General features: G+C 50.2%; 13 protein-coding genes and 1 pseudogene. 8 read left to right on the forward strand and 6 right to left on the reverse strand.

Annotated elements, in window-relative coordinates; all coding sequences use genetic code 11:
- The 3 genes and pseudogenes from B157_RS39135 to B157_RS0126185 form a co-directional block, all read left to right on the forward strand.
- Positions 1-223, forward strand: a pseudogene (locus tag B157_RS39135) (IS701 family transposase); the annotation flags it as partial.
- Positions 224-231: 8 nt separating this feature from the next.
- Positions 232-546, forward strand: a complete 315-nt coding sequence (locus B157_RS37720; RefSeq protein WP_281168510.1) for a Uma2 family endonuclease — start codon at positions 232-234, stop codon at positions 544-546.
- A 6-nt stretch (positions 547-552) separates the two neighbouring features.
- Entirely contained in the window at positions 553-774 is a 222-nt protein-coding gene (locus B157_RS0126185) for a hypothetical protein (RefSeq protein ID WP_020606279.1), read from the forward strand.
- On the opposite strand, the gene B157_RS0126190 is transcribed toward B157_RS0126185, so the two are convergent.
- The 3 genes from B157_RS0126190 to B157_RS0126200 form a co-directional block, all read right to left on the reverse strand.
- Positions 771-2,132, reverse strand: a complete 1,362-nt coding sequence (locus tag B157_RS0126190) for a DUF58 domain-containing protein (RefSeq protein ID WP_026308977.1) — start codon at positions 2,130-2,132, stop codon at positions 771-773. The two genes, B157_RS0126185 and B157_RS0126190, sit on opposite strands and share 4 nt — an antisense overlap.
- 63 nt (positions 2,133-2,195) lie before the next feature.
- Positions 2,196-3,170 (reverse strand): AAA family ATPase, encoded by a 975-nt coding sequence (locus B157_RS0126195; protein ID WP_020606281.1) that lies wholly within the window; start codon positions 3,168-3,170, stop codon positions 2,196-2,198.
- 23 nt (positions 3,171-3,193) lie between these two features.
- Positions 3,194-4,381: a DUF4350 domain-containing protein gene (locus B157_RS0126200; RefSeq protein WP_020606282.1), complete on the reverse strand. Its 1,188-nt coding sequence runs from the start codon at positions 4,379-4,381 to the stop codon at positions 3,194-3,196.
- A gap of 182 nt (positions 4,382-4,563) precedes the next feature.
- Between B157_RS0126200 and B157_RS0126205 the strand changes: the two genes are divergently transcribed.
- Positions 4,564-4,926 (forward strand): sulfite exporter TauE/SafE family protein, encoded by a 363-nt coding sequence (locus tag B157_RS0126205; protein WP_020606283.1) that lies wholly within the window; start codon positions 4,564-4,566, stop codon positions 4,924-4,926.
- On the opposite strand, the gene B157_RS0126210 is transcribed toward B157_RS0126205, so the two are convergent.
- From B157_RS0126210 to B157_RS0126220, 3 genes are read right to left on the reverse strand one after another with little or no spacing between them, the layout of a single operon-like run.
- Entirely contained in the window at positions 4,894-5,679 is a 786-nt protein-coding gene (locus B157_RS0126210; protein ID WP_020606284.1) for a DUF4129 domain-containing protein, read from the reverse strand. The genes B157_RS0126205 and B157_RS0126210 overlap by 33 nt on opposite strands.
- Positions 5,663-6,583: a hypothetical protein gene (locus B157_RS0126215; RefSeq protein ID WP_020606285.1), complete on the reverse strand. Its 921-nt coding sequence runs from the start codon at positions 6,581-6,583 to the stop codon at positions 5,663-5,665. The genes B157_RS0126210 and B157_RS0126215 overlap by 17 nt, the downstream gene beginning before the upstream one ends.
- Positions 6,558-7,523 (reverse strand): stage II sporulation protein M, encoded by a 966-nt coding sequence (locus B157_RS0126220; RefSeq protein WP_020606286.1) that lies wholly within the window; start codon positions 7,521-7,523, stop codon positions 6,558-6,560. The genes B157_RS0126215 and B157_RS0126220 overlap by 26 nt, the downstream gene beginning before the upstream one ends.
- A gap of 140 nt (positions 7,524-7,663) precedes the next feature.
- On the opposite strand from B157_RS0126220, the gene B157_RS0126225 reads away from it, so the two are divergent.
- From B157_RS0126225 to B157_RS0126240, 4 genes are all read left to right on the forward strand, one after another.
- Positions 7,664-8,359: an RDD family protein gene (locus tag B157_RS0126225; protein WP_020606287.1), complete on the forward strand. Its 696-nt coding sequence runs from the start codon at positions 7,664-7,666 to the stop codon at positions 8,357-8,359.
- Positions 8,360-8,430: 71 nt separating this feature from the next.
- Positions 8,431-9,615 (forward strand): M20 metallopeptidase family protein, encoded by a 1,185-nt coding sequence (locus tag B157_RS0126230; RefSeq protein ID WP_020606288.1) that lies wholly within the window; start codon positions 8,431-8,433, stop codon positions 9,613-9,615.
- A gap of 39 nt (positions 9,616-9,654) precedes the next feature.
- Positions 9,655-10,935: a serine hydrolase domain-containing protein gene (locus tag B157_RS0126235; RefSeq protein WP_020606289.1), complete on the forward strand. Its 1,281-nt coding sequence runs from the start codon at positions 9,655-9,657 to the stop codon at positions 10,933-10,935.
- Between the two features lie 95 nt (positions 10,936-11,030).
- A complete protein-coding gene (locus B157_RS0126240; protein ID WP_020606290.1) occupies positions 11,031-12,077 on the forward strand; it encodes an aminopeptidase in 1,047 nt (348 codons plus the stop codon).
- Positions 12,078-12,084 lie beyond the last annotated feature (7 nt).

Consider the following 12,084-nt stretch of genomic DNA (forward strand, 5'->3'; position numbering starts at 1 on the left):
GAACACGGGCTACGGGGCATCCCCGGCGCACACGGTTCGTAGTCAAAGCAACCATTTGTTTTTGGTGATGCTGGCCTTTGTTAAGTGGGAAGCCTTACGGCTGTCCACATCAAAAAATCATTTTGCTTTAAAGAAATTGCTGACGCTAAATGCAACTAAGTTGGCTTTGCAGGAACTCAACAGCCTCAAAAGTCAATCTACTCTATTGGCCAAGGCTGCGTAACATCAGTTATTAAAGGAAAACCAGAATATCAGGGTAAATCACGCTCGATTATTACCAACCCCTATCTGGTTGTAGAAGTACTTTCTGAATCGACATTCAACTATGATTTGGGGGCTAAACGCTGGAAATACGAAGAGATGAGTACCGTACAGGAAATTATTTTTGTTGACCCGCTTGACCGGGCAGTTATCGCCTGCCGTCGTACCGAACGACCCAACATTTGGACGGAGACGCTGTATAGCCAACCGGATGAGTCAGTAAACATAGACGGTTTCACAATTGCCTTAACCGAAATTTTTGCCAATCTACCCGAAGAAGAGTAATTACTAATGAACCAGTACGATTTCCGAAGTTACCACTACCGTTCCATCAACGCAGCTACTGATGCCGAACGGGCCGCCATCAATCAGGAACTGAAAGATTTGTATGCCGCTCTCCCAGACGAGGAAAAGCCCGAATTCAATCGTCAATTGCAGACGTTTCTAACCAAAGAGATGGGAAAGTTGAAATCCAATTACGAATCTGTAAAAGGCAACCTGGGCGACAACTAAATCATACCCCGTGCTTTCAGTTCAAGGTACTTGTTTACCGTATCGGCGGTCAGGTTCTGCGGAGCAGTCAGGATGGTTTGAATACCGTACAGGCCCAACTCCTTCACAATCTGCCTTTTCTCGAAAGTAAATTTCTCGCCAATCGTTTTCAGGTAAATCTGCTCGGTGTCCGTAGCGGGTTTATCGAGTAAGCTCCGTAGTTCGGTGTTCTCGAAGAAAATAACCAGCAACAGATGGTCTTTCGCCAAACGGCGCAGGTACGGCAACTGTCGTTGCATAGCGCCAACCGTTTCAAAATTCGTGAACAGGAGCAGTAAACTCCGCTGACGGATATGGGCTTTCACACTGACATACAGGCTTTCGTAATCCGTTTCCAGAAAGCGGGTTTTCTGTCGATATAGCAACTCCAGAATCTTTAGCATATGTCCAGCCCTACGGTCGGCGGGCAGCAATTGACCAATGCGGTCGGAGAAAGTCAGGATACCGGCCCGGTCCTGTTTTAACAGGGCTATATTGCTAAGCACTAAACTGGCATTGATGGCATAATCGAGCAGCGTTAACCCATCAAACGGCGACTGCATTACGCGACCTTTATCAATCAGGCAATAAACCGGCTGGGAGCGTTCGTCCTGATACGCATTAATCATCAGGGATGCTCCCTGCGCATCAGCCCGGCGCGAGGTAGCTTTCCAGTTAATCGTCCGCACATCATCGCCCGTGTTATAGGGACGCACCTGCTCAAATTCCATGCTATGGCCAAGGCGCCGGATACGTTTCACGCCCACCTCGTTCAGACGATTGGTAGCGGCCAGGAGTTCGTACTGACGCATCTGCAAAAATGATGGATAAACAGCTACCATTTTTCCCTGCTCAAACTGAAAACGGCGTTTCAGTAATCCCAATGGCGAAAGCACAAACACGTTAACGGCACCAAAGTTGTACTCACCCCGTTTGGTAGGGCGGAGGTCGTACCGTATAGCCTGCGTTTCTCGGGGTTTCAGCCGGGCGCGAAACAGCACGTCCCGACGCTGGAACTGAAAAGGAATTTCGTCGATGACCTCAACATCAGACCGGAATGAATACCGGTTTTCCAGATAAATAGTAATTGAATTTTCGTCCCCGTTAGATAAACGGTCGGGTACTTCCCGGCGGGCAAAAAAGGCCCGACCGGGCTGCTGCCTGGCCATACCAAACAGCAACCAGCCGTCAAGCCCAATCAGGATAGCGAACCCAACAAAGAGTATCCTCACCAGCGGAAACAACACAGGAAAGGCATATGCCGCCACAAAGAGCAGCACCATACCTACCAGGGTCAACCACAGGCGTGTAGCTACGAAAAGAGGACGTAGGAATTTCAACGATTTTAGTTTTTAAGCAGATAAAATTCCCTGTTGACTACAGGACCATTAAACGGGATGTTACTATCGGGGCACTTCAACTTTCTGCACCAGTTGAGCGATAACTTCATCAGCGGTGCCGCCTTCCATTTCGCGTTCGGGTGTTAACAGGATACGGTGGCGCAGTACGGATGGGGCTAGTTCCCGCACATCTTCGGGGGTGATGAAGTCGCGGCCACGTAGCGTGGCCAGCGCTTTGGCACTGTTCAGCAGCGCTACCGAAGCCCGGGGCGATGCACCCAGATACAGTGATTTATTAGCCCGGGTAGCCTGCACAATCTGTGCTATGTAGGTAAACAGATTTTCTTCTACATGCACCTGATGCACCTGCCCGCGCAGGGCAATTAACTGGTCGGCAGTTAAAACAGCAGTTACCGCATCGAGTGCATCGGCAAGGTTTCGACGCTGGTGGTGCCCGCGCAGAATAGCGATCTCTTCATCACCAACCGGGTAACCAATGACTATTTTAAACAGGAAACGGTCTAGTTGAGCTTCGGGCAATCGGTACGTGCCTTCCTGCTCGATGGGGTTCTGGGTAGCCAGCACCATGAAGGGGTCATCGAGCATATAGGTTGTGCCATCATTCGTAACCTGCCGTTCTTCCATCACCTCGAACAAGGCAGCCTGCGTTTTGGCCGGTGCCCGGTTAATCTCATCGATCAGGACAAGGTTGGAAAAAATCGGTCCCTGCCGAAAGGCAAAATCGCCGGTTTTGGGCTGAAACACTGATGTTCCCAGCACATCAGAAGGCATCAGGTCGGGGGTGAACTGAATACGACTAAAGCCCACCGACATTGTTTTAGCCAGCAGTTTAGCCGTGAGGGTTTTGGCCACTCCCGGCACGCCCTCGATAAGCACGTGGCCATCGGCCAAAAGTGCCGTCAGCAATAAATCGACGGTTTGCTGTTGGCCAACAATAACTTTACCGACCTCCGCCCGGATGGCATCGACGGAAGCAGTAAGCGACGTCAGGTCTAATCGGGTATCAAAATTTTCCATATAAGGCGTCTGGATAGGGATACTCAGACCGTTTCGTGTTTAAAATTTTCAATGGCCCGGTTTAGGGTGAGCAAATCAAATTCTGAGAGCGAAATGCTTTTCTGGGCATCGCGCAGGAGTCGCACCAACTGGGTTGTTTCGTCGGGAGAAGACCCACTTTTCCGGGCCAGTGTTTCGACAAACGTTTTATCCAGCACTGTTGTGTCCAGTCCGTATCGTTCGCGAATATCGGCCAGGAAGTACTGGATTTTCTTACGGGCCATGTTGTCGTGGTCGCCCCGCTGAAAATACAGTCGACCTACGTTCTTTACGAAATCCAGTGAAGTGTTTTTAGGAGGCTCCAAAACGGGGATAATACGCTGGGTACGTTTTCCGGCAAAGATGGCGTATAAAATTAAGCCGAACACAACCAGATAATACGCCCAGTTCAACGGCGGCTGTGAGCGTATATAGCGGAAAATAGATTGCTGGCCCTCATCAAACCGCCCCTGTTTCTGGTACTCATCCCAGTACGTGGGCAACGCGGGCAGGTACGAAAGGGCTTTAAAAGCATAGTCCGACGACTTGGTGTCGAGCACGTAATAATTGGTGAACGCCAGGGGAAGATTATGCACAAAAAACTGCCCTTTCCCGTACTGAATCCGGATAAAAACAGGCTCTTTCCGGGCATTACGTCCCAACACGGTTACGTGTCGCGCGTCTTTTATTTTAAGATAATTCCGTCCATCATCATGGAAAAAGTTGTAGCCTTTTGGAGAACGTAGCTGCGGATTGGTGAAATTCTGACGCAGGGTGGTGTCTGCCTTATCAGATGCTTTTTCATCAGCCTTGAAACCCAGCACCTTTCCCAGCGTATCGGGCAGGGAATAGGCCGAAATAAAAACGTTATTCCCCCGCCGGACGTAGGTCAGCAGTGGTTTTAAATCGTTTTCATCGGCGGTAAAACTCTGATTGATAAATACGTAGTTGCTGCGACTGGGCAATTTTGTTTCGGTCAGGAAATTATATGCTGGTAAACGCACCGACTCAATCGCCGATTTGGGCATTACGTCGGGAAGCAGCTCAAATAATGCCTGCGTACCAAATGGAATTTTTTCGCTGTTCTTATACGTAGCCTGCCAGTCGATGGGCTTCGGGCGGTAGTACTCAAAGAGCATATACGCCACCACCGTTGTCAGCAGAACAAGAAGGTATTTGTTGGGCTTCGGCAAAATCGACTTCGTGGAATAGTAAGTGGCAAGTTATCGAAAAACGGGTTTCGGTCAAACGAAAAAAAGCCTGCTTCCCGGGAATTTGGGCAAGTTATCCACTGGAATTGGCCCCACCTATTTTTAATGAACCGTTAACTAACGAAACGGTATTTTTTGAGTTACGTTAATAAATAGCGAGTTATATGAACCAGATTCTGTTGTTACTTCTCCTCGGCCTGCTGGCCGGTGTTCTGAGCGGACTAATTGGTATTGGTGGGGGCATTATCATCGTACCGGCATTAGTCTTATTATTCGGCTTCTCCCAACAAATGGCGCAGGGCACTACGCTTGCCACGCTCATTCCGCCAGTTGGCCTGTTGGCGGCCTACTCCTATTATCGCCAAGGCGATATTGATGTCCGGGCTGCCATCTGGATTGCGGCTGGCTTTCTGATTGGTGGCTTTTTTGGTGCCCGATTAGCGACGATACTGCCCACGGTCGTGCTGACGAAGGTTTTTGCCGGGATATTAGTGTTAATTGCTGTACGAATGTGGTTTACCCATTGATTCTGCGCTGACGCCGAACTGTCGGAACTCGTTTCGTATGGTGGTAAACTGGGAATCATCTACCGGGAAATCGCCGTACCAGACAAACTCAAACCAACGCGTCAGCTTCTCAAAATCGGCTTGTAACGCCGTGTTTGCTAATTCCTGTACATACTGCCGATTGGTTTTGTCGGGTTTGTACCCAATGTGGCCCGCGTTGGTCAATTGCTTGAGTGTTTGCAGGTAAAGAAGGCGAACCGTCAGCCGGAAGTTTCGTACAGCAATAGCTTCGTCGATGGCCGCATTAAAGTCGATTTCCTGAATATCTTCGGCCAGGTTTTCATAATCCATACCGGTTGCCTGCGCTTTTTTGGGGAAAAGAAATCCAAGCACTTCCGCTCTGGCGAGCAGATAGATAGCAAATCCGGCAACCGCGGCCAAAATCACGTACTGCCAGACATTTTCGTATGCTTTACTCCGCAGAAACTGGCCTAATTTTCCGAAAAGCCACGAAAAGAAACGAGCCACCGGATTCTCAGGTGGTGGTGCATCGCGCCCATACTGATAATCGTGGTCGGTTTGTAAATCGTGCAGGTGTTCGGTTTCCGGATAGCGTACGCGGATGGGTGTCCGGTCGTCGCTAACGGCTGGAGCTGCTTTTGCCGGGGGTGATTGCGCCCGTGAAACGGGTACCCACGTCGCTACCAGCCACAGCAGGCCCAGCACGAAGCACACCCGATGAAAGGCAAAACCGGTATCAATACGTTTCTTCATTCGATGACCGGGATTGGGTTGGGTTGGTACCGATAGAGTCGATGGCGGAAAGGAGTCCCCGCCCTTCCTGCCGCTCTACCAGATTGGTGTACTGGAAGCCCAGGGCAATATAAATGATGGAACGTAACAGGGTGCCCCCAACCGTAGCCAGCACATTTCCCACCACCACCCAGAATCCACCCACATCGGGCAATAGTTTTGAGCCAATCAAAAAACTGATAACACCGGCAGGCAGGGTAAAAACGAGGCCTACCAACCCTGATATGATACCCATTACGATGAGCAGGCCAAAGGTAGACCACCATTTATCCCGGATAAGTGTAAAACAGCGATTCCAGGTCTGGCTAAAATCGGTGCTTTCAAAAACGACAACGGCTATTGCCAGCGAAAAGACGATACCGACGTAAATACCCGGAAGAACGAAAAAGAAGGTGGCAACCACCGTAACAATGGAACTGAGCACACTAACAACCAGTGCCCGACCAATATGGGCCTGCATCTCTTCCCACACTTCGGCAACGCTGATTGGAACCGGCTCCTGACTAGTTTCCATACGTTGCGCGGTTTTTCGACCGTACACTTTCATGTGAGCGTACGTGGCCAGACTAACCACCAGTATAGCCAGCAAACTAAAAAGGGCAGCAAGCCCAAAAGCAGGTGAAACTATATTCTGCATCATCCGAAACACAGCCGTCGGGTCTGAACCGGAGTCGGCATCGCCAGATAATTTGGCCAGATCGAATAAGTTGGACTGCATAATACCCGAAGCGATACCCGCCACCAGTGCTACCGGCCCTACAATGTACAGCAACGACAAACTTAGACTTCGAAAATTCTGGGTGATGTACTGGAAGGTAGCGTTAATCTTGTCGCCAAAATCACGTTGTTGAAAAAGCTGAATCATGTTGCAGTTTTCGGTTTAGTTGAATAGGGTAAACAACGAAATACCAGCCGATGAACGTAGCTGATAGCAGGATAATCAACCCGCTAATGAGGGGGGGCAGGGTAAGGCGGGTAATGAAGCTTTCCAGAAAACCAGCCATAATAAAAATGGGCACCAGCCCAATGGCAATTTTGAGGCCCTGTTTCATACCCCGTTTGAAGGACTCCAGCCGGGAGAAAGTACCGGGAAACAGCAGACTATTCCCCACCGTCAGGCCTGCGCAACCGGCAATGACGATAGCCGATATTTCGAGCGTACCGTGAATCCAGATTTTCAGCACCGATTCGAGCAACAGGCCGCGCTCATGGAAGAAATACTGAAACGCGCCCAGCATCACCCCGTTGTAAAACAGCATCGCCATCGTACCGAACGATGCAAACAGCCCGAATACGAACGTCCGGAACGCAACGTAAATGTTGTTCAGGGTAATCTGCACGAACATAGTGGCCTGGTCGCGGCTGTTGTAAACGCCTAGCGGGTCACCTTTTTTGATGTTTTCGAGCGTCATGTTCACGTAGCCATCGCCCAGAATCAACTGAACAAAGGTGTTATCGTGAGCCGCCGACACCCATCCCAGAATGCAGGCAGCCAGAAAAATGCCGGCCGAAAGAGCCAGCAACCGGTGCGACTGTTTAAACAGCAGGGGCAGTTCGTAGAGCCAGAACGTACGCACCCGTCCCCGGTCGTCGCGCCGGTTTTGCATCAGGCCCCGGTGCATCTGGCCGGCCAGCCCGTTCAGGTAGCGCGTTACGCTGGAATCCGGGTAAAAGGTGCGGGCATACGATAAATCATCCGTCAGTTCCACGAAGCGATTTGTCAACTCGTCGGGGTCACGGCTGGGATTCTGTTCAATATCACGCCACTTGTCGGCGTTTCGTTTTACAAAAAGGGCTTCGCGCATCGGGAACGATTTAGCATCAGTGGCGGATAGCCGGATGCTGAAAATTGGTCATTTCTGCATAAAGAACCAAAGAAAGGGTGTTATTTTTGACGAATATCTCAATTCAGTAATTACGGCGAATAGCCTGTAACCAACACTGCATGTCCGTTGCCATCCGCACCTCCCAAAATGTTCTGCTGGAATACGAACCCGCCAGTCTGGGCGAACGGATTCTGGGCGCTATGCTCGACTATCTGGTTCTGTTTGGCTGGTTTATTCTGGTACTGGCCCTTCCCAGTTCGCTGGGATTCCGCCCTAACACCTTCTACACCATTCTGGTCATGCTGCCGGTGCTTTTTTACGACCTGGCCAGCGAGTGGCTATTGAATGGGCAGAGTGCGGGTAAGATTGCCATGAAAACACGGGTTGTTATGCTCGACGGTTCCTCGCCACAGTTAGGAGCTTATTTGCTCCGGTGGGTGTTTCGTATTGTCGAATCGGTCGCTTTTCTGGGTGGCATCGTACCAATCATTACCGTAGCCGCCAACGGAAAAGGGCAGCGGCTGGGCGACCTTGCGGCTGGCACATCGGTGGTCCGGCTGAAACCCGCTGTTTCGCTGGACGATGTACTCATCCAGCCGCAGGTTGAAAATTATACCGTTCAATTCCCCGATGTCCGGTTGCTCTCCGACCGCGATATGGTGGTTATCCGGGCGGTTATTCAGCAAAATAGTGTCGATACATTACAACGCACTGCCGACAAAATAAAGGCGGTAACGGGCGTTACCAGTACACTTGATGACCGAATGTTTCTGCAAACGGTTATCAATGACTATCAGTTTATCACGTCGCAATAACGGCAGAACGCTGGCATTGCTATCCTATATCACTGTTTAAACGGGTCAGCCCAAGTTGCCCCCCGATTTATATGCTCGACTCCATTAAATCACTCGCCCATCAATACGCGGCCGACATTGTCAATACCCGCCGTCACCTTCACGCGCACCCGGAATTGTCATTTCAGGAACGAAATACCGCCCGTTTCGTGGCCGACCAGTTGAAAGCCATCGGCATAACGCCCCGGGAAGGTGTAGCAGATACGGGCCTGACTGCGATTATTGAAGGTAAAAATCCGGCTAGCCGTGTTATAGCACTGCGGGCCGATATGGACGCGCTGCCTATCCACGAAGCGAATGAGGTACCGTACAAATCGACCGTTGAGGGCGTTATGCACGCCTGCGGGCACGACGCACACACGGCCAGTCTGCTCGGCGTTGCGCGTATTCTGCACGTACTGCGCGACCAATTCGACGGCACCGTGAAGCTGGTTTTTCAGCCAGGGGAGGAGAAAGCGCCCGGTGGTGCTTCCCTGATGATTAAGGAAGGTGTACTGGAAAATCCGACACCCGCCAGCATGATTGGGCAGCATGTAGCCCCTAATATTCCGGTGGGCAAAATCGGCTTCCGCGAGGGCATGTACATGGCCAGTACAGACGAATTATACCTCACCGTTCGGGGCAAAGGGGGCCATGCCGCCATGCCCGATAACCTGGTTGACCCAGTCCTGATTGCCTCGCACATCATCGTGGCTTTGCAACAGGTTATTAGCCGCAACCGTCCCCCAGCCAGCCCATCGGTGCTGTCGTTCGGGCGGTTCATTGCGGATGGTGTAACGAATGTTATCCCGAATGAAGTAACCATTCAGGGCACATTTCGGTGCATGAATGAAGAGTGGCGAGCCGAAGGCAAACGGCGCATGGTAAAACTAGCCGAGGGTATAGCCGAAGCCATGGGCGGCTCCTGCGAATTCACCATTGTACATGGTTACCCATTCCTGAAAAACCACCCCGAACTAACCCGACGCGTACGGGCGCAGGCCGTTGAATACATGGGTGCCGATAATGTGGTTGACCTGGACCTGTGGATGGCGGGCGAAGATTTTGCGTTTTATTCGCAGGTAGTCGATTCCTGTTTCTATAGATTAGGTACCCGCAATGAAGAACGGGGCATCGTTTCCGGTGTTCACACACCTACCTTCGACATTGATGAAGCCGCCCTGGAAACTGGCGCGGGCCTGATGAGCTGGCTAGCCATTCGGGAGTTGATGGTGTAAGTTTCCGACATTTCCGTTCATGCACTAAATTTTATTCCAATGCGCTTACTCCTTCTCCTGCTCGTTACATACACGATTCATGCTCAGTCACTTCCGCAAACATTTACGACCACTAAATCACCCGAAGAGGCTGGTTTTTCGGGCGAGCGGTTGAAACGCCTGGATAATTGGCTACAGGGGTTAATCGATAAAGATATTGCTCCCAATGCGGTTACGTTTGTGGCGCACCGGGGCAAAATAGTGCATTACAAAGCGTTTGGGTACAGCAACATGGCAAAAAAAACGCCGGTAAAACGGGATGATTTGTACCGGATTGCATCGCAGTCGAAAGCGATCACGACGGTTACATTGATGACGCTGTTTGAAGAAGAGAAATTCCTGCTCGATGAGCCTATTTCGAAGTATATACCGGCATTTAGGAACCCAAAAGTGCTGGTTCGCTACAACAAAAAAGACCCTGTCGGTGGTAGTTACGAAACCCGCCCGGCCAGAAGTGAAATCACCATCCGCCAACTCCTGAGCCACAACGCGGGCATCCCGTACGAACATCCACTCGACCAGCGACCCGAATTTAAAGTCCCCTTCTTCAATTCCACCGCGCCCGATAAACTCGAAGATGTCATAAACAAACTCGCCACCCGCCCCCTCCTCCTCGATCCTGGTACGGACTCAACCGGTACAGGCTTCACCTATGGACTTAATATCGACGTTATTGGGCGATTGATTGAAATTTTGTCCGGCAAACCCTTCGATGTGGCCATGCGGGAGCGGGTGCTGGAACCGCTGGGTATGACGGATACCTATTTTTATCTGCCCGATACGAAAGCCAGCCGTCTGGTTGAGCTATACAGCAAGGAGAGCATGGACAAACCGCTGACGCTGCATGCCAACAACGACTATCGGAACTTTGCCACGTCGGGTGCCAGAACGTACTTTTCGGGCGGGGCCGGGTTGGTTAGCTCGGCGGAAAACTACGCCCGGTTTTGCCAGATGATGCTGAATGGCGGCACCTTCAATAACCACCGGATTATTGGTCGAAAAACGGTGGATATGATGCTTCGTAACCAGATTGGAACGGCTGAAGTCTGGGACCGGAAAGACAAATTCGGACTTGGTTTCCAGTTGATTACGGAGAATTCGCATTATGGCGATCTGGCAACGCCCGGTTCTTACACCTGGGGCGGCATGTATTGCTCCGAATTTACCATCGACCCAAAAGAAGAACTCATTCTGCTTATTTTCACCAATGTTCATCCCTACGCATATTACGGCGATTTTGTCAGGAAGTTCCGCATTGGGGTGTATCAGGCGTTGAAATAACCGGCAAGTTCACTTCTGAAAACACACGTTTTCATCTCTGTCTTTATCCGCCCTGTTCTAACGCAGCGGTAATTTTCGATAAGTCATTCCAACCCATGCTCAAAAAAACAGGTCTTATTATCGTCGTGATGCTGGTGACACTAGCCATCTGGCAGCGGGAGTTGGTAAGTTATGGCTGGATGCAGGCCCGGGGACAACTGCACATTCTGTGGAATACCCAACCTGTTGACGAAATACTGGCTGACCCGGCTTATCCAGATTCATTGAAGAAAAAAATAGAACTAATCCGTGAAATAAAGCGTTTTTCTGTAGATTCACTTGGATTAGAACCGTCGGGAAGTTACGAATCCTTCTATGACCAGCATGGGAAGCCAATTTTATGGGTAATTACGGCTTGCGAACCTTACCAACTGATTGCCAGAAAATGGCATTTTCCTATAATCGGTACGTTCTCATACAAAGGTTTTTTTGAGAAAGACCGAGCCGATACGCTGGTAGCTGAGTTGAAAAAGGAAGGACTGGATACCCGAATTGGGGAGGTGTCGGCCTGGTCGACATTAGGATTTTTGAATGATCCAATTCTGTCCAGTTTTCTTGACCGGTCAGAAGGGAGTCTGGCCGAGTTGATCATTCATGAACTGACGCATGGCACGCTGTTTATAAAAAATAATCTGGAGTACAACGAAAACCTGGCCGATTTCGTAGGTGAGTATGGAGCACTCCGGTTTCTGGCCTGGAAGTACGGTACAAACGCTGGTCAGTACAAAAACTATCTGGCCACAAAAGCGTTTTACGAACGATACGACGAACATATCCTGCACGGGACCCGGTTACTGGATAGTTTATATCACTCGTTTAAACCTGAAACGCCCCTGGTTGTCAAAGATTCGTTGAAGTGGAAAACCATTCAGCAAATCGTCGATTCGTCGGATACACTAACCGATCAGCGGATTACATCAGCCGTACGTCTAGTAAAAAAACGACGGCTTAGCAAACTAAACCTACCCAATAATGCGTATTTTATTGGGTACCTTACCTACCGAAAGCAACAGAATCGGTTTCGGCAGGAATTTGAAACCCGGTTTGGAAGCAATTTTAGACGGTATCTGACGTACCTGAAAGAAACGTATCCATCCCTATAAACGAAGC

The sequence above is a fragment of the Spirosoma spitsbergense DSM 19989 genome, assembly GCF_000374085.1.
Taxonomy (GTDB): Bacteria; Bacteroidota; Bacteroidia; order Cytophagales; family Spirosomataceae; genus Spirosoma; species Spirosoma spitsbergense.